The organism is Dialister sp. (genome assembly GCF_047832375.1).
In the GTDB taxonomy this organism is placed as follows: domain Bacteria; phylum Bacillota; class Negativicutes; order Veillonellales; family Dialisteraceae; genus Dialister.
This window is the reverse complement of record NZ_CP181256.1, coordinates 140,131-166,045: the sequence shown is the minus strand read 5'-3', so window position 1 is coordinate 166,045 and position 25,915 is coordinate 140,131. Positions and strand designations below refer to the sequence as shown.

The following is a 25,915-nucleotide window of genomic DNA, read 5'->3' as shown; positions in this document are numbered from 1 at the left end:
TTTATGCAATGCGAGGAATAGCTCGATGCGAATAGCGAGCTATTTAAGGAGAGCTATGACGAAGCAGTGCATAAAAATCCTTATGAAATCTGACTCTGCGAATTAATCAGCGCTTCCTTAAGTATTGGCATTACCCATTCAATTAAAGGATGTTGGTTATTGTGAAAGTGACAGGACTTTGACCTGTTTTCCGCAGAAGGAAATACCGTATTTCCAGACTTTGGAGATATTTCTATCGGAAAAGATCGTATCGTATTTTTTCTCTTCAATCTGCTCTAAAGCTTCCTGAGCTTTGCTTTCGAGATGCTCTGCGTTTTCTGCTACTTTGAATTCCATAATAACACCGGCAGCGTTCTCTTTCTTTGGAAAAACAGCCAGGTCGAAACGCCCATATCCACTTTCTTCATTGGATCGAATTTCATAGTCCTTATCAAGGAAAAGGGCCGTCATACCCAGCAGTAAGCCATGGTAAAAGGCTTCTTTTCCGGCAGTGTCAAAAGCACTGACTACATGAAGGAGGATGGTCTGTAGATACTGTTCAAATTCCCTTGCATCTCCATACAGAAGAGCATCAAAAAGGGTGTCAAAAGTATCGCGGTTTACGCCATCAGCCAGATGATTCAGGATTTCTGTGGAATATACGAGCCGCACTTCTTCATTGGGAATGCGGAGGGAAAAGCGGTTGTAGGATGAAGGAGAAATGCCGTCAATCGTCAGGTAGCCCGTTGTAAGGAGCATAGTGAAGAGGGCGCTCCTGTCTTTAGCAATATCCTTGTAAATGACGCTCTCATTCAGGGTGACCCGTACGGTTTTACCTTCCAGCAGGTCGTGGATCATTTCGATGCGGGGGACATCGGCATGATGAAGAAGACGGTGAAGGATATCGTTGGCAGATGTATTGACCCAGTAGGGCATAGGATGGCAGTCACCGGCAAAATAACAGACGACAGACCAGGGGTTGTAAATAGATTGATTACCGATCCGGTAGCCATCATACCAGTGTTTAAGTTCGGGGAGTTTGCTTTCCCGTCCCAAATCCGCTGCCATGTGAGCCACATCATCTTCAGTAAAACCGAATGTTTCTGCATATTTATTGCCGGTGACCGTGCAGACGTCAAGGTTATTGAGCCCGCTGAAGATACTTTCCTTCGCTAGACGCAGGACGCCGGTTAAGAGGGCAAAGTCAAGGTGTTCGTTGCTTTTGAGTCCGTTATTGAACCAGCTGCGGAAGAATGTAATGGCCTCATCGTAAAAGCCGTGGGTGTAGGCATACTGTAAGGGTGCATCATATTCATCCAGCAGGATTATGGGCTTTACATGGTAATAATCATGCAGGAACTTGGAAAGTTTGTAGAGGCTCTGCTGGTAGTCTTCTTCAGAACCGGTCAGATCGAGCATCCGGGCAAAGTAACGCTTTTCTTCTTCGGCTAAATGGCCACTTTCGTAAATCTTGCGGTATTTCTGGTATTCCCGCTGCACGCAGTATTTATAGGCACCAAACAGAAGAGGCCATGTGTCATTTTCCACACCTTTCAGCGTCATGAAGATGACCGGTTTTGTGCCCTGGTATTTCATATAATTACCATCGATATGACCGATAGCCAAAGACCGGAAAAGCTCTTTTGTCTGCTTCCCTTTTTCTATAGAGAAGAAGTAGTCAAGCATGCTCATGGTGAGCGTTTTCCCAAATCGCCGGGGTCTTGTGACCAGAGTTACCTGGGCATGATGGTCCAGGAAGTCTTTGATAAAAGCAGTCTTATCTACAAGATAATAATTGGCTGCAGCTTCGAGGAAATCATCCACGCCGATGGGCATCCGTTTCTGCATACGAGTTCACCTTCCTTTTCTATCAATTATATAGCATTCTGCAGGTTTCACCAATACAGAAGTATCGGACATCATTTGGGGATCCTATTCTGTATCTCCGAGGAGGTTTTAGGGGGTAAAAAATGGTTTTTTTATAAATAAGGTTGCCGTAAGGTTGTAAAACTATACGTCTTAGATTCCTGTATAAAAAATAAATCCCGCCATCGCAGTGATGGTGGGATTTTTCACGTGTCTGTATTTTACTGTTTTGCAGTTGAGTATCACCTTGGGAAGCTGGCGTTCTACCGATGAACTACACCCGCAAAGCGGGGTCAAAGCCCCATGTACGAATACGTACGGATAGATAATACCACATTTTTACTGATTTCGCCACAGGGAATTGCAGATTTCCGAAGAGTATGGCCCCGGGTATACGGCAGAGTGGCAGGAAGGAAAGAACTATTACGGTTTATCGAGCTGTTGGGGTTTGGCGGTTGGCATGCTTGCGGATAGAGTCACTGGCACGGGGCTGCTAGCTTCTAGCTGCTAGCTGTTAGGAAGGATGATCCGCCTGCGGCGCTTCCACCCGGTATTCCCGTCAGTCATTCGTGCCGTAGGCTAGCCAGCTTTCCTGGAAGCTAGCAGCTAACAGCTAGAAGCTCTCACGCGTTTGACTCTACCCATCAGCGTCGCCCCAACAGCGGGGCAAACTGAAATATCGAATAGTCTCCGGACCGGTCTGTAAAAAAAGCAGGCCCTTCGGCCTGCTTTCCGTTTATCAGTATTTATCTCCGTAGAGTTCCTTGTTTCTCTGGATAATGGCCATGATACGGCTGGCGGTCTCTTCGATGGCCTTATTGGACACATCGATGACCAGGCAATGGAGCTGCCGCATCACTTCTTTGGCATAGGTCAATTCATCCTGGATACGGGCAATGTCCGTATAGTTGGCGGCTCCGGAGAATCCCAGGGCCTTCATCCGTTCTGCGCGGATGGTATTCAGCTTGTAGGGATCGATGATGAGACCGATGATGCGGTACGGCGGCACATGGAAGATTTCTTCCGGCAGCGGTACTTCCGGCACCAGGGGCAGGTTGGCCACTTTATATTTCTTGTGGGCCATGTACATGGAAAGAGGGGTCTTCGATGTACGGGATACGCCGATCAGCACCACGTCGGCTTTCAGGAAACCGGCAGGGTTCTTCCCATCGTCGTACTTTACTGCGAATTCGATGGCTTCCACTTTCTTGAAGTATTCTTCATCCAGCTTATGGATGATGCCCGGCTTCATCCGGGGTTTCGTAGTGGAGATGGTACCGACCATGTCCATCATGGGGCCCAGGATGTCCACATACTTTACGTGTTTTGCTTCCGCAATTTTTTCAAAGGTCTGCCGGAGTTCCGGGCTCACCAGGGTATGGCAGACCACCGCATGATGTTCGGCGGCTTCTTCCACCACTTTCTCCACCTGTTCCGCATGGCGGATGAAAGGAACCCTTACGATATCGATATTTTCATCGAACTGGCTGATGGTGGCTTTGGCCACGCTCTCCGCCGTATCGCCAAGGGAATCGGAAACAACATAAACTTCAGGAATTTTCTTCAAAGCCCTGCCTCCTTATCTCTTCCCCTTTCCCAGTTCCAGGAAAAGGCGGGTAATATTGGTCTTGGAAATCCGGCCTTTCAGCTGGAATTTCTTTTCCCCATTCACATCTTTAAACGTACCTACCGGAAGGCAGTCAATTTCATAGTCTATCAGTTTCTGGGCAATGGATACCATATCATCCTGGGGTTCCGCATAAATCATTTTGGACCGGGACGTCATGACCATGGAAATAGGAACCTTTGCCAGGTCTTCCCTGCCCATGGCCGCTTTCAGAAGATCCTTACGGGATACCACACCCAGCACATCATCTTCATTGCCTACGAAAATGGTACCGATATCCTCGGTAAAGAGAAGAACTGCCGCATCATAGGCATTGGAATCCGCATTGACAAGGACAGGCCGGGACATGCAGTCCTCTGCCGTACAGGACCGGATTTCCGCAGCTGCAGGATCCTCTCCGCCTCCCAGGTAATAGTAGCCCAGTCTTCGTCTTGCCGCAATGACTTCTCCGGAGAGAAGGACGGCCAAATCCCCGCGCAGGGCACTTCGAGTCACGTGAAGTCGCTCTGCTATCATTTCCCCCGTAATCGGTCCGTTTTCCCGGACAATACGGGTGATTTCTTTCTGGCGGCTGGTAAGCTGCATCTTTTCTCCTTTCTTGCAATCAGCAGGGCATGGTACAGGAAATAAAACATGGTATCTGTCCTCATTAAGGCAAAACGGGACTGCTCTCGCAGCCCCGGATGCCGGAATTGTTCTCGCAGCGGGAGAATTGTAGGAAGCCCCCTGTTACCAGGTGTAGTCTTCTACTTCTTTCAGTCCCCTGCCGGTAGCTGCATCGAGCATGAGTCTCTGTTCAATGCGGGCTACATTTCTCTTGGTGGCCTTTACCATATCCGGGTTTACGGATACATAGTCGATGCCGCTCTTTACCAGAAATTCGGTGAAGTCCGGGTATACGGACGGTGCCTGGCCGCAGATGGATACGGTCTTGCCGTCTTTATGGGCGGTGGCAATCAGATGGCGGATGGCTCTCTTGATGGCCAGGTTTCTTTCATCAAAGAGTGCGGAAACGGTGTCGTTGTTTCTGTCGCAGCCAAGGATGAGCATGGTCAAGTCGTTGGATCCGATGGAATAGCCATCGATGTACTGGTTGAACTGGTCAGCCAGGATGATGTTGGACGGAATTTCAGCCATGAGGAACAGTTTGAAGTCCGGGCCTCTTTCCAGTCCTTCTTCTTTCATGATGGCAGTTACTTTCGCTGCTTCTGCTACGGTACGGCAGAACGGAATCATGCAGTTCAGGTTTTTCAGGCCGAATTCTTCACGGACCTTCTTTACTGCCTTCAGTTCGAGACGGAATGCAGCGGTGTATTTCGGATCATAGTAGCGGGAAGCGCCTCTCCAGCCGAGGAGGTCTGCCGGTTCTACCGGTTCATATTTGTCGCCGCCCTTGAGGTTTCTGTATTCACCGCTCTTGAAATCGGAGAAGCGGAGTACTACAGGCCGTGGAGCCAGGGCACGGCATACTTTGGAAATACCTTCTGCCAGCATGTCGATAACCTTTTCCGGTTTGCCCTGTTCGATGAGGTACAGCGGATGTTCATGGATGAATGTGGTCCAGATGAATTCTTCTCTCATGAGACCGATGCCGTCGCAGGGAAGGCTTGCATATTTATCAGCCAGGTCCGGATCGCCGAGGTTCATCATGACACCGGTGCCGGTGGGTGCAAAGTATTCAGCAGCCACGACGGTGGCACCTGCAGCGCCAGCGGCAGCAGCGGGTTCATTCTTCTTCACCAGGTCTTCTACGATACCTTCATAGACGATACCGTTCTGGGCATCGATGGTGATGTCCTGGCCGGTCTTCAGTACCTTGGTGGCTTCCACGCTGCGGCTCTTCGTGCCGACAACGCAGGGGATGCCCAGTTCACGGGAAACGATGGATGCATGGCAGGTCATGCCGCCGGCATCGGTGACAATGGCAACGGCTTTCTTCATAGCCGGTACCCAGTCCGGGGAAGTCATGGTGGTGACGAGGACTTCGCCGTCCTTGAATTCATCGATGTCCTTCGGATCTGTAATTACGTGGCACTTGCCTGCTGCCATTCCCGGGGATGCCGGAAGTCCTTTGACCAGTACTTTATGATCGGTTGTCATTTTCACTTCTTCATTACCTGCTTTCTTTTCTTTATTCTTCTTGGACCATACAGTTTCCGGACGGGCCTGGAGAATCCAGATGCGGTCCTGGTGGTCTACGGCCCATTCCATATCCATGTAGCAGCCATAATGTTTTTCAATGGCCTTTGCGTAGGAGGCGAGCTTTACGACCTGGTCATCGGTGAGAGCCTGTGCCTTGGCGCGGTCTTCCGGTACCTTTCTTTCTTCTACATCGCCGCCGGGCTTGCGGACCAGTTCGATGGACTTTTCATTGATAATGCGGGACTTAATGGTGAGGTCCGCTTTATTGACGATGAAGTTATCCGGGGTGACGGTACCCTGTACCACGTATTCCCCAAGGCCCCAGGATCCTTCGATCATGACGCAGGAATCATCGCCGTTGGCAATATTCACCGTAAACATGACGCCAGCTACCTTGGAGTCAGCCATCATCTGTACAGCCGCAGAAAGAGCTACATTTTCATGGTCGAAATGTTTCTTGGCTCTGTAGTAAACAGCGCGGTCGGTGAATGTGGATGCGTAGCATTCCTTCACTTTGCGGATGACCATGTCACGGCCGGTGACATTGAGGTAGGTATCCTGCTGGCCTGCAAAGGAAGCATCCGGCAGGTCTTCTGCGGTAGCGGAAGAACGGACAGCCACATAGGGATCCTTTTCATTGACTTTCTTAGCCAGTTCATCATAAGCATCACCGATAGCCTTGGCCAGGTCAGCCGGCATTTCAGCAGATACAATGCTTTCACGAATCTTTGTGCAGACTTCATGAAGTTCTACGGAATCTTCTACATCCTTCAGATCCTGGAGCAGTTCATGAATCTTTTTGTTCTGTCCTGTGGTTTCCATGAAGTAACGGTAAGCATGGGCAGTGGTTGCATAGCCATAGGGAACAGGAACCCCGGTGGAAGTGGTCAGTTCACCAAGGGAAGAAGATTTTCCCCCAACCAGAGCTACATCTTTCCGGTGCAGTTCATCAAACCATAAAACATAAGCATTCTCTCTTGCGTCCATCATAGCCCTCCTTAAGGTATGAAGATAAGAAATGTAAGAAGCGAAATTCTTGTACACTCTTTTCGTATCAGCAAGTTTATAGTATACCTTTATACATAGAAAGTCAAGGCATTTCGTGAAATAATGATAGCCTAATAGGGTGTAGGGATATATCCTTTTGCACATTATGTCCTGTATTTTATAAATAGCGATCGAGTAGGAGGCGGGCATCGGCCCGCCGACCTCTCACACCACCGTACGTACCGTTCGGTATACGGCGGTTCCTTAGTTTTCGCATTCCTGCTTATGCAAGTCTGCGATGATGTTGTTGTTTTCAGCAATCCTCACATGGATGGGCACTCCGGCATATCCTTGCTGTTCCGCAGCTGCTTTCTGCCAGTAGTCTTCTTTCTGAAGTTGTCTGCCTTTAAGCCCATGGTTGGTTACTTTCATTGACTAACATCTCCTAAAGTTCGGCCCTTCCCAGATGCCCATGAGCCATCTGGTACTATGGCCTCTGCTGACTTCTCACGGCAAATCTTATTTCAACCACAGCACAGCCCAGTAAATACAGCCTTATTCTGCTGTGTCCGTGAGACCTCCCCAGGTAAGAACGTATTCTTTCTCTCCATCTATCCGCCACATCTACTCTACAGGATTCCGTACAGCTATGGGACTTCAGTTTGTTTGGCAACCTTATCCACCCTGTATTAGCCTTATGTGGTTCTTGTACATCGGACCGGAGATTTGCCTGCACCTTCCTTCAGATTCCACCTCACGATGGACACCCTTGGTGTTCAGCTATGACCTTCCCGCTGTCGGGTAGTCTTGGGACTTTCACCCTTGAGAATACGCCCATGCTGGGCGCACCAAAAAAAGAGTGAAACCTACGGCTTCACTCTTACAAAATATAAAGGTACAGGATAGTTCTCACATAAGGCCGCGAATCAGTATTACAAGAATGAGGAAGGGCAGGATGAACTGCAGATATGGCTTAATCCAGAGGGGCATCTTCAGGCCGCTTCCCTTATTCACTTCTGCAATGTAATGGTCAAAGCCCCAGCCGAATTTCGTGACGCAGAACAGGAGGTACACCAGGGCACCGCCGGGGAGGAGAATGTTGCTCACCAGGAAATCTTCGCTGTCCAGCACGTCCCTGTTTCCGATGAAATGGACACCGGAGAGGACATTGTACCCCAGGACGCAGGGGATGGAAAGGAGGAATACCGCCACCAGGTTGATGAGTACCGATTTCCTGCGGCTCCAGCCGAAGTTATCCATGGCGCAGGCAATGAGGTTTTCAAAGACCGCAGTTACCGTGGAGAAAGAGGCGAAGGTCATGAAGATGAAGAACAGGGTACCCCAGAGACGGCCGGCAGTCATGTCGGTGAAAATCTTCGGCAGGGTAATGAAGATCAGGGACGGTCCCTGGTCCGGATGCACGTTGTAGGCAAAGCAGGCAGGGAAAATGATGAGTCCCGACAGGAGGGCCACGAAGGTATCCAGCGCCGTAATACGGACAGCCTCGCCGGTGAGGGTGAAGTCATCGGTCATGTAGCTGCCGAAAATTTCAAGGGCTGCAATCCCCAGGGACAGTGTGAAGAAGGCCTGGTTCATAGCTGCCGCTGCCACATTGCCGATGCCCGCTTCCACGGCCCGGTTCCAGTCAGGGAGGAGGTAGAATTCCAGTCCCGGTTCTCCTCCTTTCAGGAAAAGGCTGTGGAGCGCCAGCACCACGATAAGGATAAGGAGGCAGGCCATCATGACCTTCGTAATCCGTTCCACCCCGTTATGGAGGCCCAGTCCGCAGACCAGGAAACCGAGAACCACGGTGAGGGCCATGAAGATGCCCATTTCCCAGGGGTTCCCCAGCATGGCGGTAAATACGCCGGGAATGGCATCCTGGGTGATACCCTGGAACGTGCCGGTCAGGAATTTCCAGAAATACCCCAGCATCCAGCCGGAGACGGTGGTGTAGTACATCATGAGGAGATAGCAGCCGGCGATGCAGAACCAGCCATGGATATGCCAGTGGCTGCCGGGCTTTTCCAGTGCCTTATAGGCCTGCACCGCACTCTTGCGGCTGCCCCGGCCTACGGCCAGTTCCATGGTCATGACGGGAATCCCCATGAGGAGAAGGAAGCAGAGATAAAACAATACAAATACGGCGCCCCCGTATTCGCCGGTAATGTAGGGAAATTTCCATACATTACCTATGCCGATGGCACATCCTGCACTGACGAGCAGGAACCCCAGGCGGGATTTGAAACTGTCGCGGTTTTCCATTGAAGTGACTCCTTTTTGCAAAGCAGGCTAAAGTCCCGCCATTCATGAGAAAAGAGGGGCCTCCGTACTTTATGGTAATAATATTTCTATTTTATACCGAATTTCACTGATTTTCCAGTGAAATATAGAATGAATCGGGGTGACAGGTATTCTGGAAAACCCGGCGGAGGTCCATCACACAGTCTCTCTACTTTCTCCTTTCTCCCGCAATAAAAGCCTTACTCCCGATCCCATCACATTATCCCGGGCTCCTGCTTTCTGCAGGCCGATTTTTTACCAGGCAAATCCTTTAAAATAGCGGTCTACAAAGGGAATTTCGTCCATGGTAACGGTTTTTCCGGACAGGTAGGACAGGGAACCGGCCTCTTCGCCGAAAGCAAAGGTGACCCGGAAAGAGCAGAGCAGCTGCCGCCGCTCCCCCATTTTCCGGTTCCATTCCTTGGACCCGTATTTGTCATCTCCCAGGAGCGGATGGCCGGCGTGGGCCATCTGGCTCCGGATCTGGTGGGTCCGGCCGGTGAGGAGACGGCATTCCACCAGGGACAGGCCAGAACCTACTGCTTTCGTTTCATAGTCGGTGATGGCGGTCCTGGCGCCTTTGACAGGCTCCTCCGTTACATAGACCCGGTTTTTCCGTGCGTCCTTGAAAATATAATTTTCCAGCCGTCCTGCCGGTGGCTGGAGGCTTCCCCGTACTACGCAGAGATAAGATTTCTTCACTTTCCGTTCCTGGATCATGCGGTCCAGGATATGGCCTGCCTCCTCGTCTTTGGCAAAAAGCAGGATGCCGGAGGTATTGAAATCGATGCGGTGCACCGGATAGGCAGCTCTTTCCCCTCTCCCTGCCAGCATGGCATTCACCCGGTCAAGGAGGGTATCCCTTTCTTTTCCCGTCACGTCCAGGGACAGGAGGCCGGAGGGCTTATTCACCGCCAGGATGCGGTCATCCTCATACAGGATATCCACCGGCGGGAGTTTTTTCTTCCTTTCTTCCAGCACAAAAGAAGTGACCCGGTCCCCTTCGGAAAGGCGATAGGAGGGATCCTCCTTTTTCCGGTTCACCTTGATTTTATTCATCCTCAGGGCTTTCATAAAAAAAGAACGGGGCCAGCCCTTCTTTTCCTGAAGGAACCGGTCCAGCCTGAGGCCTGCTTCTTTTTTTGTTACCTGCCACTCTTCCACAATGATTTCCTTTCCTTACTGCAGCGGGGGCATGGGGTCTTCCTCTGCCCAATGCCGCCTCCGGTCTTCCTCCACCATGGCACGGATGGTACGGAATACGACGTCATCATGTTCCCCGGCCACATCAAAGGCGCCGCACAGGCCCTGGGACAGGGAAGCCATGATCTGGGAATACTGTTCTTCGTTGATCCGGATGTCCACCTGTCCATCATCCAGGGCTTCTACATTGATTAATGCTTCTTTCCGCTTCATATCGTTTCCTTTCCTGTTCTCCCACCATTTCAGTGGCACCGGATCCCATTTTCCTCTTCCTCATATTCCTGTCCAAGGACAGTCAGGAAAGTCTCCGCGTCCTTTACATGATGGGCAGGAATACCTGTCAGATAACAGGCTGCCGCCAAAAGGATATATCTTGTCTCCTCTTCGGTTCCATCGGAATGGATGGTGAATCCTTCCTCTCCTCCCTGCAGGAAGATGGAAACCTTCTTTTTTTCCAGCGTATCCATGGTTTTCCTCCCTGTATGACTGATGTCCTGTCTCTTATGTCCTATGCTACACGAAAGAGAACATAAAGGCAAGATGGGAAAGCCGGTGCTGGTGGAGTGTCCATTCGATGCCAAAGTTCCCGGCAATCAGTCAGGAATGGGTATGCGGCGCACCATCCATGGCGCGCCACCTCCACTTCTCACTCCTCTCTTTCACTTATTAAATCCATTTATATGTTTTATGATTATTCACTATTTTTATTATTACTTGTTTCCTTCTATACTGAATATGAGGAGGAATACCTCCTTCAAGATGCATTTTACGGCCTGTAAGATGCAGCATATAATCTTTATACTATAATAAATATTTTCTATTATATTTTATGCATGATTTTCCTTTATAATGATATGCAAGAAAGTCACAAACATATCCTGTGTTCCCTGACAGGAGGAAAGGAAAATGAACAATAGAGAGTATCTCCAGTATGAAGGGGCCTCCCTGGTAGAGGAGGCCCTCCGGTCATTCACTTCTCCCGCAAAGGGGAGTGACCTCTATCCCATTCTTTGCGAATCCGGCGGTTTCCTGCACGAAAGCCCACCGCCGTCGGATGATTTTTTCTGGGACTATGTGCTGCTCCGCCTGTATCTGGCGGAACAGGAGATCCATGCGTTCAGAAGCGGGTTCGGATGCCTTGGGGCGTTGGTGGAAGGGATGGAAGAGAGCCTGTCCCACCTTCCGGAGACCCTCCATGCCCTTTCGCTCCGTCGGCAGCTCAATGGCTCCTTCCTATCCGCAGGAAGCCTCGCCCGGTATCCGGACCGGGAGTCCGTGGACCGGCGTTTCCATTTCTTCCGGACTTTACAGGGAGACCAGGATACCGCTTCATTTCTCCGGGCCATCGCAAAGGAGAGAAAAATTCATCTGTCTGAAGACCGGATTTCCCTTCTTCTCAGGGAAATCCAGGGCTACCTCTCTTTCCTTCATGAAAAGCTTTGCCGTTTCACGCCAAGGGAAATTACCCGGTGCGCCGATACCCTGACGCCGGTGTTTTCCTTTGCTTCCGGCGCTGAGGAACTGGCGGATTCTTCCCTTCTCGCCTTCCTCACCGGCCTGGCCCTCTACTGTCTCATCGCCCTGTAGAGAAGAAAATCCCCTGCCCCGGGCTACCCAAAAGAGAATGGCTAGAGTACAATGGGGACACAGGGAAATAGTAAAAGAAGGGAGTGGTCCGCTGTGGATATGGATAATTACCTGGTCAATATGGGAATTACCGCTGCCCAGCGGGCTTTCTTTTCCTATATGGCCAAGCCCCAGGGAAGCTATGGGCTCCACATGATTTTCCGGCTTTTCCTGAAGAAAAAGAGTATCATCATGCATGACCGGGAGCGGCCCCACTGGTGCCGGTTTCTGGCAGACTACGCCGTTTTCCGGCTCTATATCGCCCGGTTCGTCCTGAAAGCCTATGCCCGGGATTATCCGCCCCTTCTCAGCCTCTATACCGGTTTTGACAAAATCGATGAGACCTTTCCTGAATTCATAAGAAAAGAAGCGGACCCCGGCCGCGGGGTGGGAGATATATCTCTCCTGCCGGACCATCTGGATACCCTCTATTCACAGGAAAAGATTGAAGCCCTTCACGACCGATTCAATAAAATGGCAGAAAAGGCGGAACGGGATACGGACAGCCCCGATGCCGCCCTGAAGAGCTTTACCACGGAAGTCCTGTCCTACCTGTCCGGAAAAGACGAAGTCCCCCTGTATACGCCGGTTTTCTGGTTTTTCTCAAAGGAAACCCTGGACTACGCCCAGTATCTGGCGGACTTCTACAAGGGCCTCATCCCGGAAAGCTATTATGAAGGCATGCACGCCCGGCCCTATGAGGAAGTGGAACGGGAGGAAGATTCCTTCTACACCGACTACCGGCTGCCGGCGTATATTTTCTTTTTCGTGGCCGGCCTCATCTGCGTCGTCCTGGCAAGAGCCTGACGGCGCCGGAAGGGTATTGCCTACATCTTGAACCGCTTCATGATTTCACGAGCATTCGGGCTGAATCCGTCGATATAAGACATCAGGGCCTCGTAGGTATCCGTAGCGCCCAGGTTGTTCAGACGGAAGTTTGTGACGTTGTAGAAAAGCTTTTTAGAATACGTACAATAGTTTTCGCTTTCCCGTCCCCATTCCTTCTCATGGTCTTCCAGAGCCTTGCAGACGGCGACCCTGGTTGGCTCCAAAGCACATTCCAGTCTGCGGAGGAGGGAGAATGGGAGCACCACACGGTTATAGTCTTTTCTCTGGATCACGTCCCTCAGATAATCGGCCACGTTCCAGATTTCTGCTTCGTAATTAAACCGTTCCTGTTCCATTAAGTGGTCTCCTTGTCTTTTCAACCAGAATTTGAGAAATAACCTCATATTATGATGATACTATAACAAGAAAACTATTTCAACCAGATTTTGAGCAAAATATAGAGTTGTGATTTTCTATGTTTTCAACCAAACGGGATATTTTGCGACATAAGAAAAAGAACCTCATTCAACCAGAACCCCGATATTGGGAAATGGTCGGATAAGGCCCTTTTCAACCTCAAATTTCACTTACCCTATTTTTATGGTGAAGGGATTTCTGAACCGGAGGTTCTTGCTTCCTGGCTCAAATATGGAAAAACTTTGTCAAATCCTTGCGGTGTCCGACCACGAGCACCGTATCTCCTGCAGTGCATTGTGTCGCGGGGGTGATTTCCACATTCAGATGACCTTTTTCCTTGATGCCGAGCACGTTGACATGATAACGGCGGCGGATGTCGAGCTCGCCGATCGTATGTCCGGCCCATGCCTCCGGCATCGGCAGTTCATAAATCGCATAATCGTTGCTGAGCTGGAAATAATCAAGGATATGGTCGTAGCCGTAGCGGATGGCTGTCCAGTTCGCCATCTGCTTTTCCGGATAGACGACCTCATCGGCACCGTTGCGCAGCAGGAATTTCTCATGGATGCCGCGTGAGGCACGTGAGACGACGTATTGCGCACCGAGCTCCTTGAGGCGCAGTGTCGTTTCGAGCGAGCTCTGGAAATCGTCACCGATGGCGACGAGGCAGAGATCGAAATCGCGCACGCCGAGCGATTCGAGGAAGCGCGGGTCCGTCGTGTCCGCGACGAGCGCATTCGTCACGAAGGGGAGCGCGAGATTCACCTTTTCCTCATCCTTGTCGACGGCGAGAATCTCATGGCCGAGCTCGTTCATCTTTTTCGCGACGTAGCGGCCATAGCGCCCGAGGCCGATAATCAGGACTGACTTTTTCATAGGATCACCTCAACCAACGGTAATTGAACTTTCCGGAAGACGGCGCGGCACTGTCTCGCGCCGCGTGTGTACGGCATAAATCAGTGTGAGCGCGCCCATGCGCCCGAAGTACATGAGCCCGCAGAGCAAAAGCTGCGAGACGGGGCTCAGATGCTCCGTGAGCCCGATCGAGAGACCGACCGTGCCGAGCGCCGAGGCCGTCTCGAACATCGCATCCATGAGCGGCACGCCGTCATGATAAGAGATAAAGACCGTCACCGAAAACAGCAGCACGAGATACACGAGGAAGATCGTCAGCGCACGCCGCACGGTTTCGAGGGATATGCGGCGCCCGAGATGCGTGAGCTCCACATCCTTTTTTAGGCGCAGCGAGGAGATCATCGTCGCTAGCAGCACGAAGAGCGTCGTCGTCTTGATGCCGCCCGCCGTCGATCCCGGCGCGCCGCCCGTGAACATGAGCACGACGAGTAGCAGCCGCCCCGTATCGCTCATCGTCTCGATATCGACGGTATTGAACCCCGCCGTGCGCGGCGTCACCGCCTGGAAAAGCGAGGCCCAGAACCGCGCCGCCCCCTGCAGCTCGGGAAACTCCAGCAGGTAGAAAATCGCCGTCGGCACGATGACGAGCACGGCGGTCATGAGGAGGATGATCTTCGTCTGCAGGCGGCAGCGGCCGAGATGGCGGCCATGCAGGCGCAGATCCCCCCAGGTGATGAAGCCGAGGCCGCCCGCGAGGATGAGCGCGGTGATGACGAGATTCACGAGCGGGTCCGCCGCGTACGCCATGAACGAGCCGCCCGCGCGCTCCCCGAGGAGATCAAAGCCCGCGTTGCAGAACGCCGAGACCGCATGGAAGAGCGCGAGCCAGCTCCCCTCCAGCCAGCCGTAATCCCGCGCGAACACCGGCAGCAGCAAGAGCGCCCCGAGAAGCTCGCAGCCAAAAGTAAAGATCAGGATGAACCGCAGCTGCAGCACGATGCCGCCGAGCTGCGGTGCCGCCACGGCCTCCTGCATCGTGCTGCGCTGCATGAAGCCGACCTTGCGCCCCGAGGCGACCGTCACCGCCACCGCCATCGTCACGACGCCGAGGCCGCCGATCTGGATGAGCCCCAGAAGCACGAGCTGGCCGAACGGCGACCAATAGAGCGCAGTGTTCTCGACCGTGAGTCCCGTGACGCAACTTGCCGATACCGTCGTGAAAAGCGCTGTCAGAAAAGGTGCGCTCCTGCCGCTCTGCGTGGCGCAGGGAAGCATGAGCAGCAGCGTCCCGACCGCGATGAGCGCGAGAAAGCTCAGCCCGATGACCTGAAATGATGAAAACTGCCGTCCGGTAAAAGGAACGTGCAAAGGAATCTCCCTCCCTCGTCCTATGGCGCAATGCCAGCGTGCAAAAAGAAACGGCACCGTCTGCAGACGATGCCGTTAGCGATCCTGCCTGGTGCGGATGAAAGAGACGGAACCCTGCGCCCTGCGGCGATGAATCCCCGTCGGGGCGTCGGCGCTCCATCACGTCCGCAGGAGCATCACAAGCATCTCCGCATTTTTCATATAAATAGCATTGCGATATTGACCTGCTTGCATTTGATTCTATCATCATTTTGCGATGAAATCAACCACGAGGCGCAGAACTGCGCGCATAGGATTGTCATGATTTTTAGATGAGGCTTCCTTATGCCGCGCTCCGGTGCTATCCACCGATACGGAATTTCAGCGGCAATGCCTTCCTTAACAATTTTACGCATTATCATGGCGTGCAAGCCTGCCGGGGGGAGGCTGGGCGTTTCCCCGCCTGCCGCTTATCGCATCGGGCTGGGCCTCAATCGGAAACGAGCTGGTTCGTCACCTGGAGGAATTCTGCCGGGATGGGGACGTCGAGCCTCCAGATGATGCGGACGGGGTGGGAGCCCGCATGGCGGACGTGGTTTGCCGTGCCGAGAAAGACATAGGGCGCGCTGCCGAGCGCGTTCTTTTTGTATTCTCGTACGAAGAGCAGGATAAAGTGATGATTTTCGCGATGATGAAAATAACGCTCTGCGGTGGGAGAGGTATCGGAGGTCGTGCTCTGCGATTCCCAGTGGAACAGATGGTCGTTGATGGAGTAGTCAGCGTAGAGCGTGGAGGGCGAGTAGTCCTTTTCACTTTTGTTGAGCGTGACGAGGAAGATGTCGCAGTTCTTCTCCTTGACCTGATAGACGCCCTGACGTATCGTGGACGGCTTCAGAATATCGAGCGCCGCGCAGATTTGATCGCGCGAGTACTGGGCATGCACGCGCAGCGGGCAGGGGAAGGGCAGGCGATTTTCCAGGCTGACGCCCTTGAGATGCGCAAGGCGGCAGCGCAGCAGGCCGCAGATTTCCTCGATGAGGCTGCGGTCCTTGCTGAGGGCGGCAAGCCGTTCGCGGATGGTCTGCTGAGCGGTACGCTCCTCAAGACTGTCGTTCCAGATGGTGAAGTAAAGCATTTGCAGCCATTTTTCCTCGATGGGGGTGTAGTCCCGGGCAGGGAGGGAAGATAGATGCGGCAGAAGGGAAAGGAGGAACTGAATCCATTCGGCATCATCGATGGCCGCGAAGCGCGGCAGCGCGCGCGTGAGCAGCTGCTCGTCCGGCTCCTCAAAGTCGGGGCGCAGACCGGCGAGCACGGCAAGGCGTGCGAAGCCTTCCTTCATGCCGGCCTTGTAGATTTTCGTGAGCGGCAGTCTGGCAAAGGAGAGAAAGGCGTCAAGCGACAGGGGCGTGCCGGTTTTGCCGAAATCCTCCAGCTGGGCGAGCAGGTAGCTTTTGTTGACGAGCTGGGCGCGAATGTTATCCAAAACGTATTTCTGCGCCTGTCGTTCGAGCTCGACGAAGCAGCCGCGCGGCATGCTGGGGAAGCCCTGCTCGATTTCCTCGCGGGTGGAATGCTTGGTATGACGGAGCAGCGCGGAGAACTTTTCCTCAAAGCGGTATTTGTGATGCGCCTGGCCGATGAAGTCAAGGACGGTCAGATACGCCTTGCCGGGGGAGAGACGGAGGCCGCGGCCGAGCTGCTGCAGGAAGATGGTGAGGGAGGCCGTGGGGCGCAGGAAAAGAATCGTATCGATGGCGGGGATGTCGACGCCCTCGTTGTAGAGGTCGACAACGAAGAGGAAGCGAAGCCTCCCCTGCGTGAGATCGTTTTTGGCCGTGCGCCGTTCCTCCTCGGAGGAGTGCGAGGTCAGGGCGCGCGAGGGCAGGCCCCGGTCTGTGAAGCATTTCGCCATGAAGGCGGCATGCTCCTGAGAGACGCAGAAGCCGACACCATGGATGTCGCTCAGGCTTGTGGTATATTTTTCGAGGTTCACGAGGATGTTTTCCACGCGCTTTCTGGCCTTTTCGTGCGAAAGGACATAGACCTGGTTGAGCTCGCTCGTGAGGTAGCCGCCATTTGACCAGGTCAGCTCGGAGAGGTCGACCGTATCGGTGACGCCGAAATAATGGAACGGGACGAGCATGCCGCGCTCGATGGCTTCAAAGAGGCGCAGCTCTGCCGTGGGATGGCCGCCGAAATAGCGGAGAATGTCCTGGCCGTCCATGCGCTCCGGCGTCGCCGTCAGGCCGAGCAGGATTTTGGGCTGATAGTAGGTGAAAAGCTTTTGATAGGTGTCGGCAGCGGCGTGATGGACCTCGTCGACGATGATGTAGTCGTAGGCATCCGGCGTCGTCTGCTCCCACCATTTTTGTGCATGGAAGGTTTGCACCGAGAGGAAGAGGTGCGCAGTATCATCCGCGGCCGTTGTCCTGTGGCTGCCGACGAAGAGCGTACCGAAGTTTTGGTCGCGGAGAATGCTGCGAAAGCAGGCGAGGCTCTGCGCGAGGATTTCCTCTCGATGGGCGACGAAAAGAAGGCGGCAGGCCTCGCCGGGGTGCGCTTGGCGGAACCGCTGATAGTCGAAGGCAGACAAAACAGTTTTTCCGGTGCCTGTGGCGGCCACGATGAGGTTTCGATAATTGCCGCGCAGCTGCCGTTCGGCCGCGATTTCCTCGAGAAGCGCGCGCTGATAGGCAAAGGGGCGGATGATGAACTGGTAGGCGGCAGGGGACTCATGAACGGAAGCGGGGTGGCGCTCGGCATCGATGGCGGCGGCGAGCCGCGCATACTGATCCGGGGAGTAGCGCTCGAAATCCGGTGACTGCCAGTAGGTATCAAAGGTGGCGTTGACCTTCTTCATCGTGGCGGGGGCAGTATGATTCGTGATTTTCACGTTCCATTCCAGACCGCTGGAGAGCGCAGGGTTGGAGAGATTCGAGGAGCCGATGTAGGCGGTGTCAAAGCCGGTATCGCGATGAAAGATGTAGGCCTTGGCATGGAGGCGCGTGCTTTTGGTATGGTAGGAAATTTTGATTTGGGCGCCTTTCAGCCTTGCGAGTGCGTCAATCGCCTTGACGTCGGTAGCACCCATGTAGGAGGTCGCGATGACTCTCAGCTGCCCGCCGCGCTCGGTGAAGGCCTGCAGCTCGGGCAGGATGAGAATGAGCCCGCCCCACTTGATAAAGGAAACGAGAAGATCGAGGCGGTCGGAGGTGGCGATTTCCTTTTTGAGCTCCGTGAACATGGACGGCTCCTGGCGCGCACCGGTGAAAAGCAAGGTTTCGACGAGAGAGGTCGAGGGGCGCATCATATGCTCCTTCTTTTTGAGGAGAAGATCATTTTGGCGCGTGATGCCCAGAAGCTGCTTTCCTGCTGCGTCGATGAGGTCATCCCCCGCACGCGGCTGACTGCCGGCTTCGCCGGGCGGGAGCGGCAGTTTCCCCTGGACAAAGCGGATGAGCTCATTCGCGAAGGCGATTTGTGCGGCGAGTGGCTGCGCCGCCTCCTGCTCGCCAATGGCAGTAAGAGACCTGTGGAGAAAAGCGGCGAGGTATTGCGTGAGAATCATCGCGGCCTCGGCGGTATCGATGGCGGCTTCATCCTTTCGGCCTTCCGGAAGCGCCTGAAGCAGGCGTGCCAGCCCCTCGCTGATCACTTGCTCATAGAGACCGGGTTTTAATTCGTTATCCATAGGGCACCTCATTATGAAATCTGACTCTACGAATGAATCAGCGCTTCCCCAGCTTTTAGCCTCTAGCTTCTCGAAAGGCTCTACAGCCTACGGCACAAATGACTGATGGAAAGACCGGGTGGGAAGCGCCGCAGGCTGGCCAGCTTTCCTGGAAGCTAGCAGCTAACAGCTAGAAGCTCTCACGCGTTTGACTCTATCCATCAGCGCCGCCCCATCAGCAGGGCAAACTGCAATTGGCATATCCTGCCTCCTTATGATACCTTATTGTCATAAGGAGGTTTTTTCATGACTGCTGACAGGAAAAAAGGGATCCTTTTCGCATCTCTTGGGTCTATTCTCTGGGGATCCAGCGGCATTGCGGGACAGTTTCTTCTCATTAACCGGGGAATTTCACCGGAATGGCTTACGTTCTTCCGTCTCCTTTCTGCGGGAATCCTGCTGGTGCTCATCGCCCAGCTGATGAAGGGAAATATCTTTTCCATCTGGAAAGATAAAAAGGACAGGCTCACGCTCCTCATTTTTGGCGCCTTCGGCATGCTGGGCACCCAGTACTGCTACTTTGCTTCCATCCGATACAGCAATGCCCCCACCGCCACCATCCTGGAATACCTCATGCCCATCCTCATCATCTTCTGGTGCTGTATTTCCGAGAAACGGCTGCCCCGGGGAAAGGAAATCTTCTGCACCCTTTTTGCAGTGGCCGGTACTGCTCTCATCGCCACCGGCGGCAATTTCCATTCCCTGGCCATATCGGAAAAAGCCCTTTTCTGGGGCCTCGTCAGCGCCCTGGCCTGTGCCCTGTACACCGTGGAGCCCGTGAGGATTATCAAGAAATACGGAGCCCCGGAGGTGGTGGGCTGGGGCATGTTTACCGCCTCCCTCTGCATGATGCCCATCGCCTTCCTCACACCCTTCACCGGTTCCGTGGATGCAGATACAATCATGGCCTTTGTGTACGTGGTCATATTTGGTACCATCTGCTCCTTCGTCCTTTATCTGGGAAGCGTAGCCTACATCCAGCCGGCAGAGGCCAGCATCATTTCGGCATTGGAGCCTTTTTCCTCCATTATTTTTTCCTTCTTCCTGTTTAATCTTCTCTTTGGCTTCTGGCAGCTCCTGGGTATGGTGCTCATTATCCTGGCCGTTGGCGTAGTGGCAAGGAAATAGTCGAATCGTTGCAGCGCAATTTCCCATCAAAAAATCCCCGGAAATGGTTTCCCATTTCCGGGGATTTTGTATGGTTATCAGAATACGTCTTTCAGGACGATGGTCTGTTCACGGCTCGGACCTACGGATACAATTCCGATGGGCACGCCGATGAGTTTGGAGATGCCTTCCAGGTATTCCCTGCAGAGCGGCGGAAGTTCGTCGTAGCTGCGGATACCGGAAATCTTCTGTTTCCAGCCTTTGAATGTCTTGTATACGGGGGTGATCTTTTCCAGGAACTTCAGGTCCGCCGGATATTCTTTCACTTCTTTGCCTTCGTATTCATAGCCTGTGCAGACTTTGATTTCTTCCATGTCGTCCAGGATATCGAGGCGGGTAATGGCCAGGTAATCGAAGGAGTTCAGGGCAGCAGCATAGCGGACGGCCCGGGTATCAAGCCAGCCCACACGGCGGGGACGGCCGGTGACGGTGCCGAATTCATGGGCCGTATTCCGGATGTAGTCTCCCGTTTCGTCCAGGAGTTCCGTGGGGAACGGGCCCTGGCCTACGCGGGTGCTGTATGCTTTCACCACGCCGAAAATGTTCTGCATCATATGGGGTCCGATGCCGGCACCGATGCAGGCACCGCCGGCAGTAGGATGGGAAGAAGTAACGAATGGATATGTACCGTTATCGCAGTCCAGCATGGAAGCCTGGGCGCCTTCGAAGAGGACATTCTTGCCTTCCCGTACCAGGGTCTGCACGGTGTAGTTTGTATCGGTCACATAGGGGCGGAGTTTTTCTGCATATCCCAGATAATCGTCCAACATGGTTTCATAGTCGAAGCCTTCCATGCCGTAGAGTTTTTCCAGGAGCATATTTTTCTGGGCCACATTGTATTTCAGTTTTTCAGCAAAGGTTTCCTTGTCCATGAGGTCGCACATGCGGATGCCGATACGGTTGATCTTATCTGCATAGCAGGGTCCGATGCCATTCTTCGTGGTGCCGATCTTGTGGCTGCCTTTACGGGCTTCTTCTGCTTCATCGAGCCGGATGTGGTAAGGGAATACCACCTGGGCCCTGGTGGAAATCTGGAGGTGCCTTGCATCGATTCCCTGGTCTTCCAGCCGTTTCATTTCTTCCAGAAGGCTCTTGGGATCCACCACGACACCGGTGCCGATGATGCAGATGGTGCCGGGATACATGATGCCGCTGGGCATGAGGCGGAGCGGGTAAGCCTTGCCGCCGGTGACTACGGTGTGGCCTGCGTTATTACCCCCCTGGGAGCGGACAACCACGTCTGCCTTTGCGGCGAGATAATCCACGATCTTGCCTTTACCTTCATCGCCCCACTGGGCACCGATTACCATTGCTGTTGCCATGTTTCATTCTTCCTTCCTGTTCGGAATTCCCACATAGTTCTCTTGGGAAAGTATTCTGTACGCCATATATATGCGCAATTTACGGTTTTATTATACCATAAACGGGAAGGACTGTCTGTGATAGGAGAAATGTGGGTATTTTAAATCAATGGCAAGATTGTTGAATGGTGAAAAAGTTAGGAGTGAGAAGTGAGGAGTGAGGAGTGGTGGTGTGCCGCGTCAAATTATATAGCGGCACGAGATTTTATAAAATATCAGGGCCGGCCCAAAATTACCGATAGAGTTATAAGATAAACGATGAAGTAGTGGCATGCATATAATACTGCGGCGCTATATGAATTGATGCGCCGCCACATCCACTCCTAACTCCTCACTCCTAACTTCTCACTCCTAACTTCTCACTTCTTGTCGTTTCTTCACTCAATCATCCGGTCCTGCCGGTTCCTATAAAAAAATCCCATGGCTTCTGCCATGGGGATTTTTTTATTCCGCTACTACGGAAACGTGGATGGTGCTGGTCACCTGCTGGTGTACCCAGACTTCCACATCGTATTCGCCAAGGGTCTTGATGGGGCTCTTCAGGCGGATATTTTTCTTTTCCAGTTTGAATTTATACTGTTTCTCTAAAGCTTCGCTGATGTCTTTGCCGGTGACGGATCCGAAAATCTTTCCGTCTTCCCCGCACTGGACTTTGATGACCACTTTCACCTTTTTCAGTTGGGAAGCCATGATGACCGCTTCATCGGCAGCCACTTTGTCTTTGAATACCTTGGATTCCTGCCGCTGGGCTGCGGTATTCAGGTTTCCCTTCGTTCCTTCCACACCCAGCCCTTTGCGGATCAGTACGTTACGGCCATAGCCGTCGGAGACTTCCACAACGTCTCCCTTTTTTCCCATTTTTTTGACATCCTGTAAGAGTACGACTTTCATTCTTTCTCCTCCTTTATTTGTTTGCGGACTTCCGCAATGATTGTCTTTTCTGCTTCCTCCCGTTTTCCTTCCTTACCGAGCTGGGCACCGGCTACGGTAATGTGGCCGCCGCCGCCCAGGGCTTCCATGACCACCTGCACATTGATGGACCCATCGGACCGTGCCGAGAGGCACAGGCCCTTGTCGGTATAGTAGAACAGGAAGCTGGCCCGGATTTCCTTGATGGTCACAAGGTAATCGGCCACCTGGCCTGCCAGGATCTGGGATTCCTCCACATGTTCCGGACAGGCGGCAATGGCGATGGTGCCATCCACCAGTTTCATATCCGCCAGGATTTCCGCCTTGGTACGGATGCTGCTGATATCTTCTTCAAACAGCCGGTGCACCAGCCTCGTATCGGCGCCGCAGCGGCGCAGGAAGCTGGCCGCATCGAAGGTGCGGACGCTCGTCTGGACGGCGAAATTTTTCGTATCCACCACGATGCCCGCATAGAGGCAGGACGCCTCCAGTTCATTCATTTCCTCATCGCCGCCGTAATACTGAACCAGTTCGGAAACCAGTTCCGACGCCGAGGAAGCAGACGGCTCCATGTAAGTGAGCAGGGGCGAGGAAATCATGGTGCTGGCTCTCCGATGATGGTCGATGACCACTTTCTTCTTGGCCCTCTTCAGCACCTCCGGTGCCGCCACCAGCTCCGGTATGTGGGTATCCACGATGACCACCACCGTCTTGTCAGTGATGAGGCCCTTCGCATCCCCTTCATCCAGCAGCAGTCCTTCGGCCTGACCGCTCTTTTCAATGGCTTCCACCATCTTTTTGCAGGTATCCCGTTCTTTCGACAGGACGATATGTGTTTCCTTATGGGATGCCCGAGCCAAATGGGACACCCCCACCGCAGCCCCCAGGGCATCGAAGTCCTCGTGGGCATGGCCCATAATGAGCACCATATCGGCGCCATCGATGATTTCCTTCAGAGCCTGGGCAACGACACGGACCCTGACCCGGGTGGAGCTCACGGCGGTAGGCGATTTACCGCCAAAGGCCTTCACATCCTTGCCGACGCGGACAATGGCCTGGTCACCGCCCCGGCCCAAAGCCAGGTCCAAAGAGACCTGGGCCTCTTCGAACTGCTTGGCAAAGTTTTCCTCGCTCTGCACGACGCCGATGGACAAGGTCACGGGGATGCGGTTCACCGTATGGATGGCCCTGACCTGGTCCAGAATATCGAAATTGCTTTCCATGAGCTCTGTCAGGGCTTTCTGGGTTATGCAGGTCACAAAATCGGTGGTGGAATACTGCTTGATAAATCCATCCCTGCTGCTGAAATAGGACAGCACTTTTTCCGTCACATCAGACAGGAGAGCCGATTTTTCCATATCCGTCATATCGGCGGTTACTTCCGATACATTATCGATGCGGATGATGCCGAATACCGGCCGAGCTTCCGTACATTCCCGAACCGCCACTTCCACATCGGTTCTGTCCATGAAATAGAAAACCATGAACGGTGACTGGGTACCGCCACCGATATCCACATCGATGAACTTGTGGAATACCCGGAAGAACGTGCCTCCTGCATGACAGTCAAACCAGCCGGTCTTCCCCCAGATCTTTGAAATTTTCTGTCCTGTCACCAGGTTCTGGAACCGTACGCCCTCCTGGGCATCCTTCCCGATCCATCCACGGAATACGTTATTGGCCCAGACCAGTTCCTTCTTCTCGTCCATCATGGCAATGCCTACGGGAAGGTTCTTCACCGCATACACCGTGCCTGCAGATACACCGGCAGACAGGTCATCCAGATACCGGAGCAGCTTCTTTTCCTGGTAATAGTCGCAGCGCTTGATGTATACGATGCAGCCTGCCACGACGATAAAGAGAAGGAGCCCCAGCTGCCAGTTCTGGGTAGCCAGCATTACCACCGCTGCCAGAAGCAGGGCCAGCATGATTCGGGACGTTTTCTTGTACACCCAAATGTCACTGAGCATTTTACCCTCTGTAAACCTCGATTTCTAAAAAATCCAGTTTCCAAACTATCGCTTCGTGCCACCGGAACAATTCATCCGGTCACCCTTAATCCTAACCGAAATAAAGAATGAATGCAAATATAATGAAGGATTGCCAGCCATTCATGAGGAGCTTCCCCAAAGCTGTCAGAAGGTGACTGAAGGGTAACGCCTGCGGCGAAAACCTGATTGGGCGAAGCCCCACCTGCAGCCCTTACGAACCATTCACACGATTGGCCGATAGCTTCCCGCTGTTCTCCAACAGCCACTTCCGCCACTTTCCTTACTGATAATTCCTTTTTTTCCGATAGTCCACCGCCATGTCCGCAATGCCCAGGAAGACCACAAACATCTGGACAAAGCCGATAAAGGCAGAAAGAATCATGATGAAAAGCCGAAGGGGCTTCATCATGGGGTACCGATGGGGCAGCCACCACACCACCGCCAGTCCCTGGAGCCAGAAAATGGTAACGCAGAGGGTGCCCAGGTTATAGGCCACATAGGACACCTGCTCCTGGTCCTTGAAGAAATACTGGCAGCCCAGGACCACGAGGTACAGGAGGATGGTTCCCTTGGGGAATTCCCACCGTTCAAAGGGCGGCAGGTGGGGAATGTCGCTGATCCCCATTTTCTTGAAAATATGGGATCCCAGGGTCATGGAAGCCCAGGAATAGAATACGGAAACTGCCACCAGCGTATAGGGCACCGATTTCTCCATGGCATCCATGAGGAATTCCACCTTTTCCTTCGCCTGGTCCAAGGCTTCCCCGCTGTAGAAAGAAGGAAGCACTTCCAGCATGCTGTCCTTCATCTGGGCCATGCCTTCCCCGCCGAAAAGGAGGGACGGAATTCCCAGGAGGTAAAGGGCCGCAATGCCCTCAGCCACCAGGGCTGCCAGTACCACCGCGGCACCGGCAAAAAGGGTCTTCGCCGCAGAAACCTTATATCGGTAACAGATTCCCATGACCACGCCCAGGAGGCCAAAGATGGCACACACGAAAGCGGCGGACACCACGCCAAAGAATGTGGAATCCAGGATGAGCACCCCCGTGGTGACTACCACAGACCATTTCACGCCTTCCTTCATGCCCAGATAGGCAATGGGAAGGGGAATGAGAAGAAATACCACCGTAGACAAGAGGGGCATGTAAAAGCCCAGGAGGGAAAGCACCACCGCCAGGGCCGTACACATGCCAGCCAGCACCACGGCGTGGTTATTTCCGGAAATTCTATGATCCATGCGATTACTCCTTTTACACATATAATAGTAGATATATTATTGTACCATATATTGGGGAATATCGGGGCAGAATGATTTCCGTACCTCCCTCTTTCAGGGTTTCAGCAGGTATATGGGTAGAGTCATTGGCGCAGGTGTGCCGGTTTCCACCTTCCAGCTGTCAGAAAGCCTTTGGCCTACGGCGGATGACTGGCGGCTGTATCTTCAGCGGCAAAGCCGCGAAGCCCCAACTTCCTTCAGCCAATTCTTAAATCTATCTTTCTGCCACAGAGCTTCCTCCTTGTGATATAATAGAAAAAGCGACTATGGAACGGCTTTTTAATTGATATGTTTATATGTATGCTGCATGTAGTTTTA

Annotated in this window: 20 protein-coding genes; 3 read left to right on the top strand and 17 right to left on the bottom strand. The window is 53.0% G+C overall.

What is annotated here, in order from left to right:
• Positions 1-156: 156 nt before the first annotated feature.
• The 9 genes from ACFWUL_RS00660 to ACFWUL_RS00620 all read right to left on the bottom strand — a co-directional run bounded on the left by ACFWUL_RS00660 (position 157) and on the right by ACFWUL_RS00620 (position 10,554).
• Positions 157-1,827: an AAA family ATPase gene (locus ACFWUL_RS00660; protein ID WP_297022397.1), complete on the bottom strand. Its 1,671-nt coding sequence runs from the start codon at positions 1,825-1,827 to the stop codon at positions 157-159.
• A gap of 757 nt (positions 1,828-2,584) precedes the next feature.
• On the bottom strand, positions 2,585-3,412 hold the full coding sequence (locus ACFWUL_RS00655) for a pyruvate, water dikinase regulatory protein (protein WP_297022395.1): 828 nt from the start codon (positions 3,410-3,412) through the stop codon (positions 2,585-2,587).
• A 12-nt stretch (positions 3,413-3,424) separates the two neighbouring features.
• Positions 3,425-4,057: a helix-turn-helix transcriptional regulator gene (locus ACFWUL_RS00650; protein WP_297022394.1), complete on the bottom strand. Its 633-nt coding sequence runs from the start codon at positions 4,055-4,057 to the stop codon at positions 3,425-3,427.
• A 144-nt stretch (positions 4,058-4,201) separates the two neighbouring features.
• Entirely contained in the window at positions 4,202-6,601 is a 2,400-nt protein-coding gene (gene ppsA / locus ACFWUL_RS00645) for a phosphoenolpyruvate synthase (protein ID WP_297022402.1), read from the bottom strand.
• 264 nt (positions 6,602-6,865) lie between these two features.
• Positions 6,866-7,033: a hypothetical protein gene (locus tag ACFWUL_RS00640; RefSeq protein WP_297041640.1), complete on the bottom strand. Its 168-nt coding sequence runs from the start codon at positions 7,031-7,033 to the stop codon at positions 6,866-6,868.
• A 477-nt stretch (positions 7,034-7,510) separates the two neighbouring features.
• A complete protein-coding gene (locus ACFWUL_RS00635; RefSeq protein WP_416177494.1) occupies positions 7,511-8,866 on the bottom strand; it encodes a sodium-dependent transporter in 1,356 nt (451 codons plus the stop codon).
• A gap of 273 nt (positions 8,867-9,139) precedes the next feature.
• Positions 9,140-10,048: an RluA family pseudouridine synthase gene (locus ACFWUL_RS00630; protein ID WP_416177493.1), complete on the bottom strand. Its 909-nt coding sequence runs from the start codon at positions 10,046-10,048 to the stop codon at positions 9,140-9,142.
• 15 nt (positions 10,049-10,063) lie between these two features.
• Positions 10,064-10,300, bottom strand: coding sequence for a hypothetical protein (locus tag ACFWUL_RS00625; protein ID WP_297022388.1), 237 nt, complete (start codon positions 10,298-10,300; stop codon positions 10,064-10,066).
• Positions 10,301-10,329: 29 nt separating this feature from the next.
• Positions 10,330-10,554, bottom strand: coding sequence for a hypothetical protein (locus ACFWUL_RS00620; protein ID WP_297022385.1), 225 nt, complete (start codon positions 10,552-10,554; stop codon positions 10,330-10,332).
• 439 nt (positions 10,555-10,993) lie between these two features.
• Between ACFWUL_RS00620 and ACFWUL_RS00615 the strand changes: the two genes are divergently transcribed.
• Both ACFWUL_RS00615 and ACFWUL_RS00610 read left to right on the top strand, forming a co-directional pair.
• Positions 10,994-11,674 (top strand): hypothetical protein, encoded by a 681-nt coding sequence (locus ACFWUL_RS00615; RefSeq protein ID WP_416177492.1) that lies wholly within the window; start codon positions 10,994-10,996, stop codon positions 11,672-11,674.
• Between the two features lie 93 nt (positions 11,675-11,767).
• Positions 11,768-12,520: a hypothetical protein gene (locus ACFWUL_RS00610; RefSeq protein WP_416177491.1), complete on the top strand. Its 753-nt coding sequence runs from the start codon at positions 11,768-11,770 to the stop codon at positions 12,518-12,520.
• A 20-nt stretch (positions 12,521-12,540) separates the two neighbouring features.
• Here the strand turns inward: ACFWUL_RS00610 and ACFWUL_RS00605 are convergent, their stop codons facing one another.
• The 4 genes from ACFWUL_RS00605 to ACFWUL_RS00590 form a co-directional block, all read right to left on the bottom strand.
• Positions 12,541-12,897 (bottom strand): type I restriction-modification system subunit M N-terminal domain-containing protein, encoded by a 357-nt coding sequence (locus ACFWUL_RS00605; protein WP_416177490.1) that lies wholly within the window; start codon positions 12,895-12,897, stop codon positions 12,541-12,543.
• Between the two features lie 286 nt (positions 12,898-13,183).
• Positions 13,184-13,834, bottom strand: a complete 651-nt coding sequence (locus ACFWUL_RS00600; protein ID WP_416177489.1) for a potassium channel family protein — start codon at positions 13,832-13,834, stop codon at positions 13,184-13,186.
• Positions 13,835-13,843: 9 nt separating this feature from the next.
• Positions 13,844-15,181, bottom strand: a complete 1,338-nt coding sequence (locus tag ACFWUL_RS00595) for a TrkH family potassium uptake protein (protein WP_416177488.1) — start codon at positions 15,179-15,181, stop codon at positions 13,844-13,846.
• A gap of 469 nt (positions 15,182-15,650) precedes the next feature.
• Positions 15,651-18,854, bottom strand: a complete 3,204-nt coding sequence (locus ACFWUL_RS00590; RefSeq protein ID WP_416177487.1) for a DUF3427 domain-containing protein — start codon at positions 18,852-18,854, stop codon at positions 15,651-15,653.
• Between the two features lie 285 nt (positions 18,855-19,139).
• Between ACFWUL_RS00590 and ACFWUL_RS00585 the strand changes: the two genes are divergently transcribed.
• On the top strand, positions 19,140-20,021 hold the full coding sequence (locus ACFWUL_RS00585) for a DMT family transporter (protein WP_416177486.1): 882 nt from the start codon (positions 19,140-19,142) through the stop codon (positions 20,019-20,021).
• A 77-nt stretch (positions 20,022-20,098) separates the two neighbouring features.
• Here the strand turns inward: ACFWUL_RS00585 and ACFWUL_RS00580 are convergent, their stop codons facing one another.
• The 4 genes from ACFWUL_RS00580 to ACFWUL_RS00565 form a co-directional block, all read right to left on the bottom strand.
• On the bottom strand, positions 20,099-21,382 hold the full coding sequence (locus tag ACFWUL_RS00580) for an adenylosuccinate synthase (RefSeq protein ID WP_416177485.1): 1,284 nt from the start codon (positions 21,380-21,382) through the stop codon (positions 20,099-20,101).
• Positions 21,383-21,865: 483 nt separating this feature from the next.
• Positions 21,866-22,312, bottom strand: coding sequence for a 50S ribosomal protein L9 (gene rplI / locus ACFWUL_RS00575; protein ID WP_416177484.1), 447 nt, complete (start codon positions 22,310-22,312; stop codon positions 21,866-21,868).
• Positions 22,309-24,300 (bottom strand): DHH family phosphoesterase, encoded by a 1,992-nt coding sequence (locus ACFWUL_RS00570; protein ID WP_416177483.1) that lies wholly within the window; start codon positions 24,298-24,300, stop codon positions 22,309-22,311. Before ACFWUL_RS00570 ends, rplI begins: the two co-directional genes overlap by 4 nt.
• 301 nt (positions 24,301-24,601) lie before the next feature.
• Positions 24,602-25,558, bottom strand: coding sequence for a YybS family protein (locus ACFWUL_RS00565; RefSeq protein ID WP_416177482.1), 957 nt, complete (start codon positions 25,556-25,558; stop codon positions 24,602-24,604).
• Between the last annotated feature and the right edge of the window lie 357 nt (positions 25,559-25,915).

Coding starts and splice junctions, on each gene's coding strand:
- ACFWUL_RS00660 (WP_297022397.1), bottom strand. CDS start 1,827: ATGCAGAAACGGATGCCCATCGGCGTGGATGATTTCCTCGAAGCTGCA.
- ACFWUL_RS00650 (WP_297022394.1), bottom strand. CDS start 4,057: ATGCAGCTTACCAGCCGCCAGAAAGAAATCACCCGTATTGTCCGGGAA.
- ppsA (WP_297022402.1), bottom strand. CDS start 6,601: ATGGACGCAAGAGAGAATGCTTATGTTTTATGGTTTGATGAACTGCAC.
- ACFWUL_RS00640 (WP_297041640.1), bottom strand. CDS start 7,033: ATGAAAGTAACCAACCATGGGCTTAAAGGCAGACAACTTCAGAAAGAA.
- ACFWUL_RS00635 (WP_416177494.1), bottom strand. CDS start 8,866: ATGGAAAACCGCGACAGTTTCAAATCCCGCCTGGGGTTCCTGCTCGTC.
- ACFWUL_RS00625 (WP_297022388.1), bottom strand. CDS start 10,300: ATGAAGCGGAAAGAAGCATTAATCAATGTAGAAGCCCTGGATGATGGA.
- ACFWUL_RS00620 (WP_297022385.1), bottom strand. CDS start 10,554: ATGGATACGCTGGAAAAAAAGAAGGTTTCCATCTTCCTGCAGGGAGGA.
- ACFWUL_RS00615 (WP_416177492.1), top strand. CDS start 10,994: ATGAACAATAGAGAGTATCTCCAGTATGAAGGGGCCTCCCTGGTAGAG.
- ACFWUL_RS00605 (WP_416177490.1), bottom strand. CDS start 12,897: ATGGAACAGGAACGGTTTAATTACGAAGCAGAAATCTGGAACGTGGCC.
- ACFWUL_RS00600 (WP_416177489.1), bottom strand. CDS start 13,834: ATGAAAAAGTCAGTCCTGATTATCGGCCTCGGGCGCTATGGCCGCTAC.
- ACFWUL_RS00590 (WP_416177487.1), bottom strand. CDS start 18,854: ATGGATAACGAATTAAAACCCGGTCTCTATGAGCAAGTGATCAGCGAG.
- ACFWUL_RS00585 (WP_416177486.1), top strand. CDS start 19,140: ATGACTGCTGACAGGAAAAAAGGGATCCTTTTCGCATCTCTTGGGTCT.
- ACFWUL_RS00580 (WP_416177485.1), bottom strand. CDS start 21,382: ATGGCAACAGCAATGGTAATCGGTGCCCAGTGGGGCGATGAAGGTAAA.
- rplI (WP_416177484.1), bottom strand. CDS start 22,312: ATGAAAGTCGTACTCTTACAGGATGTCAAAAAAATGGGAAAAAAGGGA.
- ACFWUL_RS00570 (WP_416177483.1), bottom strand. CDS start 24,300: ATGCTCAGTGACATTTGGGTGTACAAGAAAACGTCCCGAATCATGCTG.
- ACFWUL_RS00565 (WP_416177482.1), bottom strand. CDS start 25,558: ATGGATCATAGAATTTCCGGAAATAACCACGCCGTGGTGCTGGCTGGC.